The sequence below is a fragment of the Novosphingobium sp. GW821-FHT09E05 genome, assembly GCF_059416165.1.
The window spans coordinates 189,797-210,970 of sequence record NZ_JBWKOQ010000005.1 but is presented as its reverse complement, the minus strand read 5'-3'; the positions used below and the strand labels follow the sequence as shown (position 1 = coordinate 210,970).

Below are 21,174 nucleotides of genomic sequence, written 5' to 3'. Positions count from 1 at the left end.
GCTAAAAGCAAACCGTGTGGTCCGCTGCGGTGAAACGCCCTCTAAGTCCCACCCGCGATTCGGTCAACACGGTTTTTTCGAATGTTTTCCACAGGCCGGCCGCGTTACCCTCTTCACAATCGGCATTCCGAAAACTCTCGCTTATCGCGCCGTCCAGCCCTGCCAGGCCGCGATCATCAGCACCGGGAGTGCTCCCAGCGCCAGCCACGACAAGGCATCGTAGGCGCCGTCACCCACCAGCGCCGACACCAGTCCGAGCAGGCTGACGAGCGCGATCAGCAGAGGCCAGCGGAAGATGCGCCAGTTCGCCCTCGCCGTCTTCATGGCCCCACCCTTCGCCCGGAGAGTTCGGCGACTGGCCTGTCGAGCGATACACGGCCTCGCCCCAGCCACAGGTAAAGCCCGGTCCCCAGCACCACGACGACCGCCACGTCGAGCACTGCCCAGATGATCTTGAGCGGCATTCCTCCGTAATCGCCGAAGTGCAGCGGCGCGGAGAGGAACAATACCTTCACGTACCACGGCATCTCCCGAACTTCGGTGAGCCGGCCCGTTGCCGCATCGATCATCGCAGGGCTGATGAGACGAGCCGTCAGCGGTGTATTGCCTGCCAGCGCAACCATGTAGTGATGCTTCGTGCTGAACGCCGTACCCGGCCAGGCGACGAAGCTTACCCTGGCATCGGGCGCCGCGCGGCGCACCGTGGCGACGGCCGCATCGACGGAGGCAAGCCGGGTCGGCGGCGCCGCGTCGGCATAGGGCGCCGCCATCCCGGCCAGTTCGTCCGCCTGCCAGATCGCCGTAATCGGCATGGTCATCGTGATGATGAACCCCGTCAGCCCCACCGCACTCACCCAGCCCAGCGTGACGATGCCCACCATGTTGTGGGTGTCGACCCACTTGAGGCGGCTACTGCGGTTCCGGCGCACGGTTCCGAAGGGAAGTTTGCGCATGAACGGCGCGTAGACCACCATGCCCGACCCCACCGCGACAAGGAACACCAGGCCGATGAGGCCGAGGAACAGCTGGCCAGGGATGCCCAGCAGAAGGTTCGCATGAAGGTCGAGCAGGAAGGCCATCACCCCCTCGTCCAGCGGGGGTGATGCGACGGGGGCGCCGCTCCGGGGGTCGTAGATCAGGATGCGCGCCTGATCCTCCGGCATGTCCACGCGGGTGCCAAGGATCGCATAAACCAGAGGCTTCTCGTCGTCCCAGCTGAGGTACATCATCGTCCAGCCCGGATTGGCCGCCACGATCCGCCGTGTGAGGACGTCGAGGTTCACCGGCGGCCCCTCCACCTCCCGCACCACGGTGGGTGCGCGGGTCGCTTCGTCGATCTCGTGGCGGAAGATCAGCGGCAGGCCCGTCACGCACAGCATCAGCAGGAACGCGGTGCAGACGAGACTGGTCCACTTGTGGACCAAGTACCAGCGCCGGATCGCGGCCGGTGTCATCGCAGGTCGGCGCGCGCGGTCAGCATGACGCTGCGCGGCGTGCCGTAGAAGTTGCCGAACTCGGTGCCACTGACGCGCTCGTAATAGTGCTTGTCGAAGAGGTTGTTGACGTTGAGACCCAGCGTGATCGCATCGCTGAGATCATAGCCAATGCGCCCGCTGACGACTGCGTAGGACGGCTGGCGCGCGCCGGTCGTGCCGCCGAGGAAGGTGAGGAATGCCTCGGTCTCGCTCTGCCAGTTGAGGCCGCCCGCCACGCTCAGGCGGGACAGGCCGCCCGACTGGGGCTGGTAGCTGCTCCACAATTTAACGCTATGCTTGGGCATGGCGAGCGTGAAGCGCGCGCCTTCGTTGGCCTCGTCGCGAAGGTACTCGTTTTCGTTGTAGGCGTAGCCGCCGTTCAGTCGCCAGCCGGGGAGGATCTCGCCGTTGGCTTCCAGTTCGATGCCCTGGCTGCGAACCTTGCCCGAGGCGACCACGAAGTTAATGTCGCGCGGATCGGGCTGCGCCCGGCCCGACTGCTCGATGCGGTAGAAGGCAAGGCTGAGGAGCAGGCGCTTGTCGAACAACTCTCCCTTCACGCCTGCCTCGAACTGCCTGCCCACCACCGGTGCGATGGGATCGCCATCCAGCGTCTGCCCCGACTGCGGCGCGAAGCTCTCCGCGACGCTGGCGTAGGCGGACCAGCGCGGCGTCACGTCCCATACCACGCCGGCGTAGGGCGTGAACCGGCCGTCGGACTTGATCGTCGAGGTAGACCCGTCCGGCAAACGCGGCGTCAGCGCGTTCTCGTACCAGTTGAGACGGCCGCCTAGGACCACGGTCAGCGGATCGGCGATCTTCAGGCGGGTCTGGGCATAGGCACCGACCTGCCGCGTCCTGGTGGTCGATACGTAAGTGAAGGGAAATTCCGGCTCGGGCACGTCGTAGACCGGATTGTACAGGTCGAACGTGCCTAGGAACGCGCGGTCGGAGAAGTCCTCGTCGTAGGTCTTGCGCTGATAGTCCATGCCCGCGATCAGCTCGTGCTCCCGGCCCAGCAACGCGAAGCGGCCGACGAGATTGAGGTCGGCGGTCAGGTAGTCGAACTTGCGGCGATTGCGCGAGGCGAGCAGGAACGCCTCGCCGTCGGTTTCGGTAATGCCGGTGAACGAGAGCGCATAGGACGAGACGAGGTCGGTGCTCGTCTTGCCGTAAGTGCCGCTGAGGCGCAGAATCCAGTCGCTTCCCAGTTCCTGCCGCAGTTCCGCGAAGCCCGCCTTGGTGTCGAAGTTCGACTTGTTCCAGTCCGCCGCCGCATACGTGGAGCGCGGCAGGTCGGCGAGCGGGTTGGCCTCGCCGTCCGGTCCCGCAAGGCCGGGCAGGCCGGAGAAGCTGGCGCCGCGATAGCGGTCGTAATGACCGCCCAGCGTCAGCTTGGTGGTCTCGCCCAGTGCGAAGTCGGCGACGCCGAAAGCCACGAGGCGCGACTGGTGGGCAACGTCGTAGAACTGGTCGCGGTCTTGGTAGGCCAGCCCGGCGCGGACGGCGACACCCTCGGAAACCGGAGCAGAGACGTCCGCCTCGCCGCGAAAGTTGTTCCACGAACCTGCCGCCGCCAGCGCCGAGAGCGCAAACTCAGGGAGGGGGCGTTTGCGCACGAGGTTGATGCTGCCCGCCGGGCTGCCCGAACCGCTGAACAGGCCGGCCGGTCCGCGCAGGATTTCGGCGCGGTCGTAGAGGAACAGGTCAGGTATCTCGCCGGTGAAGCCGTTGTTGGGCACGCCGTCGACAAGGTAGTTGTCGATGGTGAAGCCGCGCGTCATGAATTGGGCGAGGTCGCTGTCGCCGCCGGTGACCGTCAGCCCGACGGTCTGCGCCGCGAGGTCGGTGATGGTGAACAGGTTCTGCTCGCGGATGCGCTGCTGGTCGACGAGCGTAACCGTGTTGGGCACTTCCTTCAGCGGGGCCAGGCTCTTGGCGCCGACCTCGACGCCGTAGCCCTTGCCGATCACGACGATCTCCGGCGCATCGAGCGTGCCTGCCGCCTCGGCCGCGGCCGCCGCGATCACGAAGCCGCCCGCCCCGTCGGATATGGCACGCAGGCCAGTGCCGCGCAGCACGACCTCCAGCGCCGATGCGGCGGAGTACGATCCGCGCACGCCGCGCGTGGTCTTTCCCTCTACCGCCGCCTGGTCGAAGGAGACGGCGACGCCGGCCGCGCGGCCGAACTGGCGCAGCGCCCCTGCCAGCGGCCCGGCGGGCACGTCGAACACGGATTTCGCCGTCTGCGCGCTCGCCGTCACCGGCACCACCACGCTCGAAGTCGCGGCCATCAGGGCGACCAGACCGGCCGCCGTCGTTGCATTCATCTTCACGTCTTTCCCCACATGCCCATTCGCTCTGACCAGGGGACGAACGAGATCGGCGCAGGGACAGCTACCGCTCGAAAATTATCGCGGCCTGCGCACCACCGTCACCGCAGGGCCATCACGATCGACCTCGATGGGCAGCAACCGGGACAGGTTGGCCAGCGCGCGGTCGGTATCATCCAGAGGCAGCATCCCGGAGACGCGGAGCCCTCCCAGCGCCTGCCGGTCGAAGCGGACGGGTTCGATGCGCCAGCGGTTGAGTTCGTCGAGCACCTCCACCAGAGGCCGGTCCTCCACGGGCAACCAGCCTTCGGTCCAGGCCGAAGCGTCGGCCGGGGCAATGCCGGACAGGCGGGTCACGCGGCCGCGCGCCATCAGTGCAACGTCGCCAGGGGAAAGCATGGCGCAGGCGTCGCCCGCACGGCCTGCGGGGCAGGCGCGCACCTGCGATTCCGCGACCGTCACCCGCGTACCCTCGTCTTCCCTGCGCACGGTGAAGGCCGTGCCCATGGCCTGCACGGTGCCGTCCACGGTCTCGACGACGAAGGGCCGCGGGTCGCCCTTCCTGACCTGCGCGAAAACCTCCCCGCGCAGCAACCGGACCTCGCGGCGGTCGGGATCGCGCCCGATATCGGCGGCGCTGCCGGTGCCGATCACGATCCGGCTGCCATCGGCCATCGCCACGTCCCGCATTTCGCCGACGGCGGTGCGTTCGTCCGCGAGGTAGATGTGCGCCGTGGGGGTGCGGGACAGCACCCATGCGCCGCCCATCAGCGCGAGGAACGCGGCCACGATAACGCCCCGCCCCGGCTTTCGCCCAAGGAACAGCCGGCGCAGCGTTTCCCGCTCAACCGCGTCGCTACCGCCCAGCCGGGCGCCGAGGCCGCCCATCCGCTCGATCGCCACGCCATGCGAGGGCTGCGCGTCGCACCATTGTTCGAAGGCGGTGACATCGGCGTTGTCGGCATCGCCCGATTCCAGGTGCGCCAGCCATGCCGCCGCCTGCTCGACGACCGCCGGCGTGGGCTCGCGCCCAGCGTCAGGACGCGTCGGCATGGATTCCATACGTCGCGGCGTAGCAGCGCGCATAGGCCTGCGCGACATATTGCTTCACCATGCTTTTGGACACGCCGAGTTCCGCCGCGATATCGGCGTGACCCATGCCTTCGAGCCGCGCAAGCAGGTAAGCCCGGCGCGGCTTTTCGGGGAGCGTGTCGAGCGCCCGGGCCACTTCGACAAGTTCGCTCACCGCCTCGGCGATCCGGTCCGGCCCGATTGCCTCGCGGCCACCGTTCAGCGCCCCATAGGCGTCGAGGAACGCCGCCTCCACCCGCGCCCGCCGGGCATCGTCGATCACCAGCCGCCGCGCGACGGTCGCCAGGTAGGCCCTCGGCGAATGGAGCGCGCGGCCGTCCACCCGCTCGAGCATGCGGCAGAAGGTATCCTGCGCGAGGTCCGCCGCCTTGTGCGGGCAGCGGATGTGCGCGCGCAACCAGCCACGCAGCCAGTCGGCATGGGCGGTGTAGAGCGCCCCGATCTCGATGGCTGCGTTCGACTGCACGATAAGCTCCGGCGCCCCTTACGGGCGCTGGCGGACTAACGCAAATGCAAGTCAGTCGCAAGATTTCCTTCGAATATCCGTGTCGAGTTTACTCCAGTTCGGCCAGGAACGCATCGTGCGTCATCGGCCGCGAGAACATCGCGAAGTCCTTTTCGGTGGCGACGCGCTGTTCCTCCTCGGACAGCGTCGCGCAGCAGTCGGTCAGGGTGACGACGCGGAAAGCGCGTTCGTAGGCCGAGCGCATGGTCGATTCGACGCAGCAGTTGGTGAGGAAACCGGCGATCGCCACGTCGGTAATGCCGCGCTGGCGCAAGATGAAATCGAGGTTGGTGCTGGCGAAGGCGTCGAGCCCGCGCTTGCCCTCGACGACGATGTCGCCCGCCCCCGGCTTCAGTTCCTTGATGATCTCTGCGCCCCAGGTCCCGGCCTGGAAAGCCCCGGACGCCTTCACCCCGGCGAGGATGCCGTAAGTCTGCTCCGCGATCTCGGGATAGCCTGGCGCGAAGGCGATCGGCACCAGCATGACCGTGACGCCTTTCGCGCGCGCCGCCTCGACCAGCGCCAGGCTGTTGGCAAGCATGTTCGTCGATTCCATCACGCCCTTCACCGCCTCGTGCTGCGCGCCGCCGGGGCTGACGAAGTCGTTCTGGTATTCAATGAGGACGAGCGCGGTGGTCTTGGGGTCCATGGACGTTTCCTTGGCTGGGAAGGCAATAGGTAAACCCTGAACTTAAGGCGCGGCGGCCCGGCCGCAACCGTCCGTCCCGGCAAAATGGCGCACGCCCGCGACGGCGAGTCACCGCAAGAGCGATGGGCAGCGCGTTGACCGGCGACGGGGCCGACGCTACCACCCTGACGAACAAAAAAGGCCGGCAGGGCAAAGCTCCGCGCGGCCGGGGAGATAAACGCATGTCCGACCGCAAACCCGTCGTCGCTATCGTCACCGGGGCCAGTCGCGGCGCGGGGCGCGGCATCGCCATCGCGCTCGGCAGCCACGGCTGCACGGTCTACGTCACCGGCCGCTCGCAGCAGGCGGGCGACCATGCCCTGCCCGGCACGATCTACGAGACTGCCGAGGCCGTCACCGCCGCGGGGGGCCGCGGCATCGCGGTGCGCTGCGACCATGCCGACGACACGCAGGTCGAAGCGCTGTTCGCCCGGGTCGCGGCCGAGCAGGACGGCATCGACATCCTCGTGAACAACGCCGCGGCCGTGTACGACGAACTCAGCGCCCCGGGAAACTTCTGGGAAAAACCGCGCAAGCTGGGCGACATGATCAATGTCGGCATCCGCAGCGGCTATGTCGCCAGCTGGCTCGCCGCGCCGGGCATGGTCGCACGGGACCGTGGGTTGATCGTCTTCACTTCGGCATCGGGAGCAGCGCATTATTCAATGGGCCCGGCCTACGGCGCGCACAAGGCGGGCATCGACAAGATGGCCTTCGACATGGCGGTGGACTTCCGCCATGCGAACAGCGCCGTCGCTTCGGTCTCGATCTGGATGGGCGCGCTGGCGACCGACCGCCTGCTGGCCATGATCGCGGCGGAGCCCGCCAAGTACGCCTATCTCAAGGACCAGATCGAAACGCCGGAGTTCACCGGCCACGTCATCTGGGCGCTTCATGGCGATCCGAAGCTGGCCGAGCTGAGCGGCCAGACGCTGATCGGCGCGGAGCTTGCGGTGCGATACGGATTGACCGACGAAGACGGCCGCCAGCCGCCCTCGTACCGCGACACGCACAAGGTGGCGCCGCATGTGCCCCACCCGCTGATTATTCGCTGACCCCGTCCCGCCCATCTACTGGCCTCTGCGCGGCGAAACGGTCGATGCCTATCACGGGGAGGCGGACCGGCGGCAGGGCGGGACCGCCGCGTCCTGACGATCAGGCGCCGGGCTCCAGCCGCGCGAACATCGCTGCGATCACCGCCAGCGTTTCCGCGTGGCCGGTGGTGACGCCCACCTTCTCCTCACGGGGCAGCGACAGGCCGAGGCTGGTCGCAATGAGCGCGAGACTGCGCGCGGGCACCGGCCCGTGCCAGCCCGAGCGCGCCATCGCCGCCTCCAGCGCCTCGACCTGGATCGCACGGGACTCCTCGATGAAGTGCATGACTTCCTTGCGCAGACCCTCGATCCGGTGGGCGAGCGCCATGAACTCCGAGACCAGCCGCGCGTCGGCGGTGTGGATGCAGATGTCCCAGATATCGCGCAGCGGCGAGGCGCTGCCCGCAGCCTCGCGCAGCCGAGCCAGCGCGCGTTCGGACAGGCGGCGGAACATCTCGACCACGAGGTCGTCCATGGTGCGGAAGTAGTAGTAGATCAGCCGCTGCTTGACGCCGATGCGTTCCGCCACCCGGCGCGAGGTGAGCGCGGCATGGCCTTCCTCGCGCAGGATATCCTCCGCCCCGTCGAGCATCGCGTGCCAGTTTTCCGAGCCAGCCGGCCCCATGCGCCGCTCGATCTTGGTTTCCACCACTGGCAGCCCTTTCGTGTTTCCGCCTGCCTAGATGCCGCCGTCGGCGCCGTCCAGACTGCCCGCGGCAAAAGGTTCCCACAACCTTTCTCCCGGATGAACGGGATATCCGATTTCTGTAACGAATGAATATCGCTGGAATGGAACATGCCAACGCGACAAGGCTTCTCCCTATAACAGGAGAGGCTTTATGAGACGTTTGACGAGAGCGATGCTTGCTGCGGCAGTATCGGTAATCCCCCTTACATCGCTGGCCCAGACGGCGACCCAGGTCGAAGACCGCATGACGACGGTCGCCGCCCCGCTGGCAGCCACCAAACCCATGGCCGAGCAGGCAGGCGTCGCCGGTACGGTCGATGCCAAAGCGGGTGCGCCCGCCGCCGCCGCCCCGCAGATGACGCGCGACAACGGCGCGCCGATCGGCTCCAACCGCAATTCGCTGACGGCAGGCGACACCGGGCCAGTCCTGCTCGAAGACGTGACGCTGATCGAGAAGCTCGCCCGCTTCGATCGCGAGCGGGTGCCCGAGCGTGTCGTCCACGCCCGCGGCACCGGCGCGCTCGGCGTGTTCCGCTCGACGGCGGACCTGTCGGACCTGACCAAGGCATCGCTGTTCGCGCAGGCGGGCAAGGAAACGCCGGTCTTCGTGCGCTTCTCGACGGTGATCCACCCCTCCGGCTCGCCCGAAGGGATGCGCGACCCCCATGGCTTCGCGGTCAAGTTCTACACCGACCAGGGCAACTGGGATCTGGTCGGCAACAATCTGCCGATCTTCTTCATCCGCGACGCGATCCAGTTCCCGGACATGATCCACTCGCTCAAGCCCTCGCCGATCACCAACAAGCAGGACCCGAACCGCCTGTTCGAGTTCTTCTCGGGCACGCCCGAGGCCACCAACATGCTGGTGCATGTCTACTCGAACCTCGGCACGCCCGCATCGTACCGCACGATGGACGGCAACGGCGTCCACGCCTTCAAGCTGGTCGGCAAGGACGGCAAGGTCACTTTCGCCAAGTTCCGCTGGATCAGCCGCCAGGGCGTCAAGAGCCTGAACGGCGACGCCGCCGCCAAGGCGCCGCCGAACTTCCTGACCGACGATCTCTACGGCACCATCGCCGCGGGGGACTATCCGACCTGGGACCTCATGGTACAGACCATGACGGCCGAGGAGCTCGGCAAGCTGCCGTTCAACCCCTTCGACGACACGAAGGAATGGCTGGATGCGCCGTTCCGCAAGATCGGCGAGATGACGCTCAACCAGGTGCCGGAAAACTTCTTCCGCTGGACCGAGCAGTCGGCCTTCGCGCCCGCCAACCTTGTCCCCGGCATTGAGCCCTCGCCCGACCGTATGCTGCAGGGGCGGCTGTTCTCCTACTCGGACACGCAGCGCTACCGCGTCGGCGCCAACGTGATGGACCTGCCGGTCAATCGCCCGCGCGTGCCGGTGGTGAACAACTACCAGGACGGCCAACTCGACCAGGCGCGGGGCAAGGTCGACGTGAACTACTTCCCCTCGGTGACCGAGGCGAAGACGGTCGATCCCGCCTTCGCGCCGACGCCCTACAAGATCGACGCGGTCACCAGCACGGCGCCGATCTCGAAGACCGAGCCGTTCGACCAGGCCGGGCATTTCTACCGTTCGCTCAAGCCGGCGGACAAGGCGGACCTCGTCAAGAACCTGGCCGGGGACCTCGGCGTGGTGACGTCGATGCGCACCAGGGTCATCATGGTCAGCTACTTCGCGCAGGCCGACAAGGACCTCGGCGCGCGTCTTGCCAAGGCGGTGAACGTGCCCATGGGCGAAGTGAACCGGGCCGTGGACGAGTATCAGTCCACGGTCGATGCGCGCTACGCGGGCAAGCCGTGATCCTCGCGCTGATGCTGGCGGGCGCCGCCGCGTCCGCCCCCGTCCCCGCAGCCGCCCTGCCGCCGCCCGAGCGGCGGCAGGAGCTGTTGTTCGAAGCCGCGAAGGTCGGCCGCACCGACCTCATTCCCCTGCTGGTGGCGAACGGTGCCGACGTGAACGCCTACGAGGGACGCGGCTTCACCCCATTGATCCTCGCCGCCTACAACGGCCAGGCAGAAGCGGTGGAGGCGCTCATCAACGCGGGTGCGGACCCGTGCAAACCGGATCTCAACCAGGGCAACACCGCGCAGATGGGGGTCGCCTTCAAGGGCGACGACCGCATCGCCGCGCGGCTGCTCCAGGAGAGCTGCGATGTGAACGCGCGCAACAAGGCGGGGCAGACCGCGCTGATGATGGCGGCGCTGTTCGGCCGCACCGCCCAGATCGACATGCTGGTGAAAGCCGGCGCCGATCCCCGCCTGCTCGACGCCTCCGGCCGCTCGGCGGCTTTGGTCGCCGCGCAGCAGGGCAATGACGCGCTGGCAACGAAACTCTCGGCGCCGCCGCGCCCCTGACCGGTAAAAGCGTTGCGGGAAAAGCATTTTCCGGGTCACCGCGAAGTAAAGGCCGGATCAGTTCTTGAAACGGCGGGATATTACAAGTTCTGTCAGGCCCATCCTCCAATTGACTCGCATCGCCGATAGATAAATCCTGCCGCAGGCGGAGCGTTTGCCGGACTCGCAACCCCGCCGGAAAGTTGCGGAGGGATCTATGGCCGACTACCTGCGATATGTCGTCAAGAGCGGCGACACGCTTGCCCGCGTCGCCCACGACAACCAGACGACCGTGGGCGAACTCGTCGCCCTCAACGCCATCGCCGACCCCGACCGGATCGCGGCGGGGCAGGTCCTGAACGTCAGGCGCCTGTCGGATGCTGCTTACGTGGTCAAGCGGGGCGACAGTCTTTCGGCCATCGCCTCGCACTACAACGTCACCGTCGCCGCGCTTGCCGAGGCGAACGGGATCACGAATCCAAACCTGATCGCCGTCGGCACCTCGCTGGTGATCCCGAGCCGCGCGGCGAGCGCCGTCGATCCCATCCTCATCAACCTGCCGCCCGGGGGCGGCGAGGTGCCCTTCCCCGGTCACGCCTCGCTGAAAGCCGCCGCCATCGCGCGGCAGTCGGTGCGCGCGAGATCGGCCGGGCGCTGCTATCGCTACGTCAAGCAGGCCCTGCTCGCAGGCGGGGCGGTCGATCACTACCTGGGCGGCGGGGCCGCGAACGAGGCCGGGCCGCTGCTCGTCAGGGAAGGCTTCGTCGACATCCTCGGGCTCCCGGCCGCCGGTATCCGCTCGCCCTACGATGCGCCGGAGGGCGCGGTGATCGTCTACAAGGCCACGCCCACCGCCACCGACAGGAACCGCATCTACGGCCATATAGAGATCCGCACCGCAGACGGATTCGCCAGCGATTATTACTCGCCGCGCGCACGGACCGGCCCCCGCGAAAACGGACTGGCGCTCAACTCGGCCAGCGGGCGGGTCGTTTGCGGCGTCTACGTCAAGCCCGACACGCTGGCGCCGGAAGTCGCCGCGCCGCCGCCCTCCGCGTTCGTGCCGCCCGCCCCGGCGCAGGCGCTGGGCGATCCCTATACCGCCGCCAACCTCAACCTGCCCGCGGTCAACGGCAAGTACCTGGCGGCCATCATCGAGGCGGCGACCCGCACCGGCATGGCGCCGCAGACGATCGCCGCGATCATCGAGGCCGAAGCCGCCAAGGTCGCCGGTTCGAAACAGTGGGACGCCAACAGCAAGTCCCCCTCCTCCTCGGCGCGCGGGCTGACGCAGTTCCTCGACGGGACCTGGCGGGGCGAGGCGCGCCGGGCCGGCGGACTGCTCCATGCCGAGGCCAAGGCGGCCGGCGTGATCGACGCGGCGGGCGCCATCGTCGACGACGCGCGCCTGCTGGCGATGCGCTTCGACCCGCGCGTCTCGATCCTCGCGGGGGCGGACTTCGCGGTGGCGAACCTGGCGTTCCTGCGCACCAAGGGGGTGCTGCCGGCGGTCGTCGATCCGGGCGGAACCGCCAAGCTCGCCTATGTTGCCCATCACGAAGGCGGGCCCGGCGCGGTGTTCTTCCTTCGCGGCCAGATGAACTACGTCAAGCCGGCGACGATGCGCGCGAACGTACCCAACGAGACCCGCCGCAACGAGCTGATCGCCGCCGCCGGGGGCAACATCGGCGCCGCGTACCGGAACTGGTTCTCCGGCTACGTGGACACCCGCATCGACGTGCGCAACTTCATGGTCAGCCGCGAGGGCGTGGTCATACCCTCGCTGAGCAGCTTCTTCGTCTGACCGTCGGAACGCGGTCAGCCGCAGCGTCAGGCGCAGGAAGACCTGCCGCCCCCGCGAACTGCGTGCAATTGCCGGTGGTGAACCGGGTGAAGCGCGAGCAGTTCCAGTTGACCGCGAGGCCCAGCGAAAGGCCGTCGACCGGCGGGCGATGGTGGTCTCCACGTCGATGCCGTAGGCCCTGGAGGCGCCGCAGATCTCTTCATGGGGCCCCGTCTGTTTCTGTCGTCGCCGGCGGCCGCCGATCACGAACGGTTCTTTGCCTGCAAAATTAACTCCCCTGCGCAGAAGGGCGCCTTGTCTCCCAAGGTCATTGGAATGCCCGCGCCGGGCCACCGCTGCCGCTGTTTTCCGGCAAAAGCCTCCGTCCAATCCCCCGTCATCCCCGCGCGAAGGCGGGGATCCCGCTTGTTCGTTCAGGCGCGGCGACATAAGCGGGACCCCCGCCCTCGCGCGGGCGACGAGCAGATCGAGCCGAACCTGCGCAACTTCGAAGGAACCCGCCCCATGAGCTTCTGCGAAACCATCTGGCAGGACGTGGCGCCGCTGCGCCGGGCGATCCTCGAACAGCCGTTCCTGGCGCAGCTCGCGGACGGGACGCTGCCGGGGGAGAGCTTCCGCCATTACATGATACAGGACAGCCTCTACCTCGCCGAATATTCGCGGGTGCTGGCGATCGCCGCGGCGCGGGCGCCGACGGCGGCGGGCCGGCTCGAATTCTCGGACGGCGCCAAGGTCGCGGTTCAGGTGGAGGAGGCGCTCCACCAGGCCTTCTTCGCGCAGTTCGGCGTCACTCCCGAGATGGCGCTGGCGAGCGAGGCGACCCCGGTGTGCCTCGGCTACACCAGCTACCTGCTCGCCCTCGCGGCGACGCGCAGCTACGAGGAGCTGATCGCGGGCATCCTGCCGTGCTTCTGGGTCTACTGGGAAGTCGGCTGCGCCATCAAGCCGCGCGCCGCCGCGCCCAATCCCTACGCCGCCTGGATCGATACGTATGCCGCGCCCTCCTTCGGCGAGGCGACGGACCGCGTGCGCGCGCTGGTGGACGAAGCCGCCGCAGCCGCCACCCCGGCCACGCGCGCGGCGATGGCGACGGCCTTCCGCAATGCCGCCCGCTACGAATGGATGTTCTGGGACTCCGCCTACCACCGCGCCGGGTGGCCAATCTAGCCGGGCTTGGGCTGGGGCCGTCCGAAATCGTCGCTCGCCATTGATCGGCGAACAAGGTTTCGTAATTTCACGGACAATCCCAACATAAGTTTTATGTGCAATATTACACACCAATAAATACCGCGTGATTATTTCCAATTGCGCCCTTGCTTAGAATCGATCCATCAGTACCCTAAGTATATATCCATATTCAGGGGGCACCGATGGAGAAGCAGACTCGCGAGCACGCGCTTGGCTCCCCATGCCGGGGTGATCTCGGCGGCCGATTTGCCAGCCGCCTCCTCCTCGGCACCGCGCTGGCGAGTGTCGCCGCCGGCCTCGCCGCTCCATCGGCGCATGCACAGGCCTGCGGTGTTCCCGTAGCGGGCGTCGTCACGTGTTCGCCGTCCGGCAATCCATACCCGGCCGGCATCGAATACTTCTCCCCCGCCGCCGATCCGGCGCTCGACCCCGCGCTCGATCCGGCCGCGCCGGTGCTCGACCTGACCGTCATCCTCGAGCCCGGCGTGCGGGTGCAGACGGCGGGCGGCCTGCCCGGCGTGGCGCTGATCGGGTTCAACGACGGCGCGGTGACGCTGGACGCCCGGGTAGACACCGGCATCGAGGTCAGCGGCACGGGCGCGACCGGCGTGCTCGGCCTCACCAACTACGGCGACCTGACGATCAACACCGACAGCATCGTCGCCACCGGGCGCGCCTCCGCCGGCATCATCGCGAATTCGAACGAGGGCGACGTCACCGTCACCGCCAATACGATCACGGTCACCGGGAACAGCGGCGTCGGGATCAGCGCGAACTCGTATCGCGGCGCCGTGACGATCGACGTGGGCACGGTGTCGGCGGACGGCTATTACTCCGGCGGCATCGATGCCTACGCCGGCAACGGCGACATCCAGATCACCGCCGGCGCGGTATCGACCACCGGCGGCAGCTTCTACAGCTACGGCTCGACGGCGATCGAGGCCCAGGCCATCTACGGCTCGATCGCGATGGACCTCGGCGCCGTCTCGACCCTGGCGGACTATTCCCACGGCGTCAGCGCGGTGTCCTTCGCGGACGGCGGCGTGGTGGACATCGCCGCCGACACCGTGACCACGCAGGGCTTCGGCTCGCAGGGCGTGCTGATGCAGGGCGACACCGCCAACCTCTCGGTCGACACGCTCACGACGGCGGGTGACGGGGCCTACGGCGCGGTGATGTTCGGCACCGGCGAGGGCGGCGCGCACTTCACATCGGCCGGCAGCGTCTCGACGAGCGGCGAAGACGCGGTCGGCGTGTTCGTGAAGGCCTACTCCGGCGGCGACGCGACGATCGAGGTCAACCAGGTCGCGACCCTCGGCGCCGAATCCACCGGCGCCTACGCCTATTCCGACTACGGCAACGTGACCATCACCGCCGCCTCCGTCACGACCGAGGGCGACGAGGCCCGGGGCGTCTCCGGCATCGCCCTGAACGGCGCCGTGGCGATCACCGTGGGCGACGCCTCGACCAGCGGCTACAGTGCCGCCGCCGTGTTCGCGCTGGGCGGCACCGTCGATGTGACCCTGACCGGCGCCGTGAGCACAACCGGCGACCAGTCGAGCGGCGTCACCGCCTACGGCATCGGCGACGTGACGGTGACCAACACCGGGTCGGTCACGACCCAGGGCTTCAACGCCAACGCCATCGTGGCCTCGGGCGCCGGTCTCGGGGACGTGACCGTGGACTCCGCCGGGTCGGTCGGCACGGCCGGGTTCGGCTCGATCGGCATCGTGGCGACGGCCGGGATCGGCGGCGACGTCGCGGTATCCGGAGGCGACATCGACACGCTCGGAGCGCTGTCCCACGGGATCTATGCCTTGGGCGACGGCGTTTCGGTGACCGTCGACGGCGCGATCACCACGGCCGGGCAGTTCTCCGCCGGGGTGATCGCGGAAGCCTATGCCGGCGCGGCGAGCGTCGTCGTCAACGGCACCATCGCCACGCAGGGCGCCGGTGCGGACGGCGTCTTCGCTTACGGCGCGCAGGGCGTAAGCGTGACCGGGACCGGCGCGATCAGCACCCAGGGCGTATCCGCGCAGGGCATCATGGCCGAGGGCTTTGCCGGCGATGCGACCATCGACATCGGCTCGATCGGCACGACCGGCAATTACGCCGAAGGCATCTACGCCGAGGCTTCGGGCAATGTCTCGGTTTCGGCCGGCAGCGTCAGCACCACCGGGAGGCTCTCCAACGGCGTGGTCGTCGACAGCGTCTGGCTGTACGGCGTGCAGCAGGTGAGCGACGTCACCGTCGATATCGGCTCCGTGTCGGTGACGGGCGACTACACCCACGGCATCATCGCCACTTCCAGCAACATCGGCACCGTCTCGGTCGACGCCGGCACGGTGAGCACTTCGGGCACCAGCGGGATGGGCATCCTGGCGCTCTCCTCGGTCGCCGACATCGCCGTGACCGCTGGCACCGTCACCACCAGCGGAGCGGGCGATCTCTACTACGGCCCGACCGGCATCTATGCCTACAGCGACGAGGGCGACGTCTCGGTCACCACCACCGGGCTCGTCTCGACGCAGGGCGACAACGCGGCCGGCATCTACGCCGGATCGGGCGTGGGCGACGTGGCCGTCACCGTCAATGACGTCACCACCACCGGCGACTTCGCCCCCGCCGTCCACGCGGTGGGCGCCAGCGCCTCGGTCACCGTCAACGGCGATGTGACGACTTCGGGCCTGCTCTCGGACGGCGTCGTCGCGCTCGGGCTCTACGGGAATGCGAACGTCGCGAACAACGGAACGATCTCGACCAGCGGCGCGGTCTCGAGCGGCATCTACGCCACGGCGCTCTACGATGTCGCGGTGAGCGGCGCCGGGTCGGTGGGGACCGGCGGCGACGGCGCGGTGGGCATCGACGCCCTGAGCCTCTACGGCGGGATCACGGTCACCGCGGGCACGATCACGACTGCGGGCGACTATGCGCAAGGCGTCCATGCGCAGGCCATGGGCTTCGCGGCGGGCACCGACGTGAGCGTCGACGTCGCATCGGTCACGACCTCGGGCACGCTGTCCGACGGCATCGCCGCGCTGTCGCTGCTGGGCAATGTCGAGGTGACCTCGACGGGCGCGCTGACCACCAGCGGCGAGGGGGCGTTCGGGGTCTATGCCTTCAGCCTGCTGGGCGATGTCTCCATCACCGTCAACGACGTCGCCACCTCCGGGGACGATGCGGTGGGCGTGCAGGCCTACGGCTACAACGCCAGCGTGACGGTCAACGGCGACCTCTCGACCGGCGGCACCGACGGCGCCTTCGGCTTCGGGGCGGGCGGCGTGCAGGCGATCGGCTCGTTCGGCACGGCGGAAGTGACCGTCAACGGTTCGGTCGCCACCGCCGGGGACTATGCGACGGGCGTGTTCGCCAGCGGCTACTACGGCGCCGCCGTCACCAACGCCGGCGCCATCACGACCCGCGGCACTTTGGCCAACGGCGTGACCATCGAGGCGATCTACGCCCCCGTCGTGGTGGTCAACAGCGGCACGATCGCGACCACCGGCAACTATTCGGCGGGCGTGTCCGCGCGCAGCTACTACGGGGCGAGCGTCAGCAACTCCGGCGCGGTCTCCACCCGCGGCGTGTTCGCGACCGGCATCACCGTCCAGGCGGGCTACGAAGACGGCATTGTCGTCAACACCGGCACGGTCGCCACCACCGGCGAGAGCAGCGCGGGCATCCTCGTCGACGGCTATGCCGACGTGCGGGTCCAAAGCACCGGCCGGGTCACCACCTCGGGCAACTATTCCGCAGGGATCGGCGCGAGCACGGTCTACGGCAGCTCCGCGAGCACCGCCGCCTCGGTCGCCACGACCGGCGCGGTGAGCACCGCGGTCAACGCCTATGGCAGCGGCGGCGTCACGGTGAGCGTGGGCACCGTCTCGACGCGGGGCGACAACTCGCTCGGCGTGCTCGCGGGGAGCTACGGCAGCGTCGGCGTCACCGCCGGCACGATCACCACCGCCGGCGCCGACAGCGACGGCATCCGCGCCGCGACCTTTGGCGAGGGCAGCAGGATTACGATCACCGCCGGCAGCGTCGGTGTCGGCGGCGAAGGCAGCAACGCGATCAACGCGCTCGGCTTCGGCGGCGACGTGAGGGTCAACCTGACCGGCGCCGTCTCGGCCGCGCAGGACACGGCGGTTTCCATCCTGTCGGCCGGCGACGCCACCGTGGCGGTCGGCTTCGGGGCATCGGTGACCGGCGCGATCGACGGCATCAGCACCGACGCCGAGGGCACCACCCGCATCGTCAACGCCGGCACGATCAACACCGGAACCGGCCATGCCATCTCGGTGCTCGGCGGCCCGGCCGCGATCACCAATGCCGGAACCGTCACCGGACGGGTGCAGCTCTCCGCCGGCAACGACAGCTTCGCCAATTCCGGCAACTTCCGCGCCGGCGCCAGCAGCGACTTCGGGGCGGGCACCGACGTGTTCACCAATTCGGGCCGGCTCATCGTCGATGCCGCCGGTACGGCGCCGCTGGCGATCGCCTTCACGGGACTCGAGCACTTCGCCAATTCCGGACTGTTGGACCTGCGCAACGGCACCGTCGGCGACCAGCTGACCCTGCCCGGCACGTTCACCGGCTCGGGCAACAGCACGCTGGGCCTCGACCTGACCACGAACGCGGGCGGCGTCACCACCGCCGACAGGCTGAACGTCGGCACGGCGGGGGGCACGACCCGCATCGTGCTCGCCACCAGCGGCACGGTCTACGCGACGCCGGGAGTGACGCTGGTGCAGGCTTCGGCGCCTTCCTCGGCGAGCGCCTTCACCCTGCCCTCCGCCGAGATCGGCTTCGTCGCGCTCGACCTCGTCTACCGGCCCGATACCTTCGCCTACCAGCTGGTCGGCACGCCGGGCTCGGCGGTCTACCGCGCCGCCAAGGCGAGCGAGGGCGCGCAGAACCTGTGGTATCGCTCGGCCGACACGGTGACCGCCCATGTCACCGGCCTGCGCGACGGTCGCCGGGCGGGGAGCACCGCCCCCGGCGGGTTCTGGCTCGAGATGACCGGCGGCGTCGACAAGCGCGACGAGACCCGCAGCGCCAGCGCCTTCGGCGTCACCCGCAGCTACGACCTGAACTACCGGCAGGACTACTACGGCGGGCAGGCGGGGTACGACTTCGGCACCGCCGGCGCCGTCACCTTCGGCCTGACCGGCGGCTACACCTCCTCGATCCAGCGCTTCGACGACGCCGCTAGGTTCGACTACGACGCGGTCAACGCCGGCGCCTATATCGGCGTCGATGCGGGCGGCTTCTTCGCCAACGCGCTGGTGAAGTACGACCACTACTGGATCGACGCGGACAGCGCCGCGACCGGCTACAGCGAGAACCTGGAAGGCCATTCCCTCGGCGTCCAGGGCGAAGCGGGCTTCCGCTTCGGCTCCGCGACGTTCTTCGCCGAGCCGGTAGCGAGCCTCGCCTATGTCAGCACCAGCCTCGGCGATATCGCCGCGCTCGGCCAGGTGATCGACTACGAGCGCATGGACGGCCTGCGCGGCAAGGCGGGGCTGCGGCTCGGCGGCAGCACCGCGATCGGCAGCGGCAACACCCTCACCTTCTACGCCAGCGCGCTCGCGGTGAAGGAGTTCAAGGGCGAGAACGGCGTGACCTTCGTCTCGGGGCCGAACAGCTTCGACATCGGCAACCGCCCGATCGACACGTTCGGACAAGGCACGCTGGGCCTCACCATCACCACCCCGGGCGGCATCACCGGCTTCCTCGAAGGCACCGCCGACCTCAGCAGCAACTACAGCGGCGCCGGCGGGCGGGCGGGCATCCGAATTCCGTTCTGAGCCTCCCCGCCTCCGGGCGGTGGACAGACCGGCCGAAACCCCGATAAGCAGGACCCCATGGCACAAACAGACAGCGGCGCCCCCGCAAGGCCCGCGAGCGGGCCGACCCAGATCTCGGTGTCGCGCGGGCTGGCCGAGTGGCTGCTGCGCAACAACGCCAGCTTCGCGTTCACCTCGTACCAGACCGGGCAGCTGTTCCTGGCAGGCGTGCTGGCGAACGGCACGATCTCGTTCAACCAGCAGAGTTTCACGCGGGCGATGGGCATCTGCTACCAGCCGGGGCGGCTCTATCTCGGCGCGCTGCACCAGGTCTGGCGGCTCGAGAACATGCTGCGCCCCGGCCAGCTCGCCAACCAGCAGTTCGACATGGCGCTGGTCCCGCGCAACGCCCAGACCACCGGCGACGTCGACGTCCACGAGATCGGCACCGACAAGGCGGGCCGCGTCCTGTTCGTCAACACCAAATACAGCTGCCTCGCCACGCTCGACCTCAACCACAGCTTCCGCCCGGTATGGAAGCCGCCGTTCATCTCCAAGCTCGCGCCCGAGGACCGCTGCCACCTCAACGGCATGGCGATCCACGAGGGTCGCCCCCGCTACGTCACCGCCGTCAGCCGCAGCGACATCGTCAACGGCTGGCGCGAGCGGCGCCACGAAGGCGGCGTGCTGGTCGAGGTGGAGACGGGGCGCATCGTCACCGACCAGCTCTCGATGCCGCACAGCCCGAGGGTCCACGGCGGTTCGGTCCTTGCGCTCGATTCCGGGCGCGGCCAGATCATCCGCATCGACCCGGAGACCGGCGCCAGGACCGACATCGCCTTCTGCCCGGGTTTCCTGCGCGGCATGGCGCTGCACAATGGCCACGCGCTGGTCACCGTCTCCAAGCCGCGTAACGGCACCTTCGCCGGCCTCGCCCTCGACGGCGAGATGCGCGCGCGCGACGGCGAGCCCTGGTGCGGCGTGCTGGTGGTGGACCTCGCCTCGGGCGGCATCGTCGAGTGGATCAAGCTGGAAGGCTTCATCACCGAACTGTTCGACGTGGCCGTCCTGCCCGGCGTGCGCTGCCCCATGTCGATCGGGCCGGAGACGCTGGAAATCCGCTCGACCATCACGTTCGACGAGACGATCCGCCCGCTCGACTGACGGCTCAGGCCCTGTCCCAGTAGGCCGGCGCGCCGATCTCGGCGCGCAGCCATTCGGTCAGCGCCGCGACCTTGGCCGACGCGCTGCGGTTGCGGCTATAGGCGATGTAAAGCTCCGCCCCTTCCGCCTCCGCGCCGACGTCGACCTGCACGAGCGCGCCGCTTGCCAGCTGCTCGTACATGAAGAACGTCGGCAGCAGCGCGATGCCGAGCCCCGCCAGCGCCGCATCGCGCATCACCACGCCGTTGTTCACCCTGAGGCAGGCGCGCGGTCGCAGGACCGTCTCCCCCTCGCCCGAGGTGAACCGCCAGTCGGCCGAGCGGTTGGAGTAGAGGATCGCGCAGGCCCCGCCCAGTTCCTCGAGCGAGGCGGGCGCGCCGTGCTTTTCCAGATAGGACGGCGCGGCGACGAGGACGCGGCGGCTCGACGCCAGCCGCTTGGCGATCAGGCGCGAGTCCTGGATCGGGCCGTGACGGATCACCGCATCGTATCCGTCCGCCGCCACGTCGACGAACTTGTCGTCGAGATCGACGCTGAGCTCGATGGCGGGATGGAGCGCGAGGAAGGAATTCAGCATCCGCCCCAGATGCAGCGTGCCGAAGCCGATCGGCCCGGCCAGCCGCAGCGGGCCGGACAGCGAGCCCCGGCGCTCGGCGATCTCTGCCTGCGCCTCGACGGTCTCGCGCACGATCCGGCGCGCGCGTTCGAGGAACGCCTCGCCTTCCCCGGTCAGGGTGAGCTTGCGGGTGGTGCGCTGCATCAGGCTCGCGCCGAGCAGCCGCTCGAGTTCGGTCAGGCGCTCGCTCACCACCGATTTGGCGAGGCCCAGACGCCGCGCCGCCTCGCTGATCGACCCCGCTTCGGCGACCGCGACGAATGCGGCCACCCCTTCCAGTTTCATCATCGTTCGGCATTCCCGAAAGCCGGTTCCGGAATTTGGCGGCTAGTGCGCACGATGACCTGAAATCATCTTGCCGTCGACAGCCGCAAACGCGG

At 68.6% G+C, this 21,174-nt stretch carries 15 protein-coding genes; 7 read left to right on the top strand and 8 right to left on the bottom strand.

Features of this window, described 5'->3' with window-relative positions:
• Positions 1-141 precede the first annotated feature (141 nt).
• From AC07M9_RS18405 to AC07M9_RS18380, 6 genes are all read right to left on the bottom strand, one after another.
• Positions 142-324, bottom strand: coding sequence for a hypothetical protein (locus tag AC07M9_RS18405; protein WP_494885758.1), 183 nt, complete (start codon positions 322-324; stop codon positions 142-144).
• On the bottom strand, positions 321-1,454 hold the full coding sequence (locus AC07M9_RS18400) for a PepSY-associated TM helix domain-containing protein (RefSeq protein WP_494885756.1): 1,134 nt from the start codon (positions 1,452-1,454) through the stop codon (positions 321-323). Before AC07M9_RS18400 ends, AC07M9_RS18405 begins: the two co-directional genes overlap by 4 nt.
• On the bottom strand, positions 1,451-3,805 hold the full coding sequence (locus AC07M9_RS18395; RefSeq protein WP_494885765.1) for a TonB-dependent siderophore receptor: 2,355 nt from the start codon (positions 3,803-3,805) through the stop codon (positions 1,451-1,453). The genes AC07M9_RS18400 and AC07M9_RS18395 overlap by 4 nt, the downstream gene beginning before the upstream one ends.
• Before the next feature lie 81 nt (positions 3,806-3,886).
• Entirely contained in the window at positions 3,887-4,861 is a 975-nt protein-coding gene (locus AC07M9_RS18390) for a FecR family protein (protein ID WP_494885754.1), read from the bottom strand.
• The gene (locus AC07M9_RS18385) at positions 4,845-5,366 is read right to left on the bottom strand and encodes a sigma-70 family RNA polymerase sigma factor (protein ID WP_494885752.1); all 522 of its coding nucleotides are present in this window, start codon (positions 5,364-5,366) and stop codon (positions 4,845-4,847) included. The genes AC07M9_RS18390 and AC07M9_RS18385 overlap by 17 nt, the downstream gene beginning before the upstream one ends.
• A gap of 88 nt (positions 5,367-5,454) precedes the next feature.
• Complete coding sequence (locus AC07M9_RS18380; protein ID WP_494885751.1) at positions 5,455-6,054, bottom strand: cysteine hydrolase family protein; 600 nt, start codon at positions 6,052-6,054, stop codon at positions 5,455-5,457.
• Between the two features lie 221 nt (positions 6,055-6,275).
• Here AC07M9_RS18380 and AC07M9_RS18375 point away from each other — a divergent pair, with 221 nt between their 5' ends.
• Positions 6,276-7,148: an SDR family NAD(P)-dependent oxidoreductase gene (locus AC07M9_RS18375; protein WP_494885749.1), complete on the top strand. Its 873-nt coding sequence runs from the start codon at positions 6,276-6,278 to the stop codon at positions 7,146-7,148.
• A gap of 100 nt (positions 7,149-7,248) precedes the next feature.
• Here the strand turns inward: AC07M9_RS18375 and AC07M9_RS18370 are convergent, their stop codons facing one another.
• On the bottom strand, positions 7,249-7,836 hold the full coding sequence (locus AC07M9_RS18370) for a TetR/AcrR family transcriptional regulator (protein ID WP_494885747.1): 588 nt from the start codon (positions 7,834-7,836) through the stop codon (positions 7,249-7,251).
• 190 nt (positions 7,837-8,026) lie between these two features.
• On the opposite strand from AC07M9_RS18370, the gene AC07M9_RS18365 reads away from it, so the two are divergent.
• The 6 genes from AC07M9_RS18365 to AC07M9_RS18340 all read left to right on the top strand — a co-directional run bounded on the left by AC07M9_RS18365 (position 8,027) and on the right by AC07M9_RS18340 (position 20,178).
• The gene (locus tag AC07M9_RS18365; protein WP_494885745.1) at positions 8,027-9,703 is read left to right on the top strand and encodes a catalase; all 1,677 of its coding nucleotides are present in this window, start codon (positions 8,027-8,029) and stop codon (positions 9,701-9,703) included.
• Positions 9,704-9,714: 11 nt separating this feature from the next.
• The gene (locus AC07M9_RS18360) at positions 9,715-10,257 is read left to right on the top strand and encodes an ankyrin repeat domain-containing protein (protein ID WP_494885764.1); all 543 of its coding nucleotides are present in this window, start codon (positions 9,715-9,717) and stop codon (positions 10,255-10,257) included.
• Between the two features lie 196 nt (positions 10,258-10,453).
• A complete protein-coding gene (locus tag AC07M9_RS18355; protein ID WP_494885744.1) occupies positions 10,454-12,040 on the top strand; it encodes a LysM peptidoglycan-binding domain-containing protein in 1,587 nt (528 codons plus the stop codon).
• Between the two features lie 504 nt (positions 12,041-12,544).
• Positions 12,545-13,207: a thiaminase II gene (gene tenA, locus AC07M9_RS18350; RefSeq protein ID WP_494885742.1), complete on the top strand. Its 663-nt coding sequence runs from the start codon at positions 12,545-12,547 to the stop codon at positions 13,205-13,207.
• Positions 13,208-13,410: 203 nt separating this feature from the next.
• Positions 13,411-19,035: an autotransporter gene (locus tag AC07M9_RS18345; protein ID WP_494885740.1), complete on the top strand. Its 5,625-nt coding sequence runs from the start codon at positions 13,411-13,413 to the stop codon at positions 19,033-19,035.
• Between the two features lie 57 nt (positions 19,036-19,092).
• Complete coding sequence (locus AC07M9_RS18340; RefSeq protein ID WP_494885738.1) at positions 19,093-20,178, top strand: TIGR03032 family protein; 1,086 nt, start codon at positions 19,093-19,095, stop codon at positions 20,176-20,178.
• A gap of 4 nt (positions 20,179-20,182) precedes the next feature.
• Here AC07M9_RS18340 and AC07M9_RS18335 read toward each other — a convergent pair whose 3' ends face one another.
• Positions 20,183-21,082, bottom strand: coding sequence for a LysR family transcriptional regulator (locus AC07M9_RS18335; RefSeq protein WP_494885736.1), 900 nt, complete (start codon positions 21,080-21,082; stop codon positions 20,183-20,185).
• Positions 21,083-21,174: the final 92 nt, after the last annotated feature.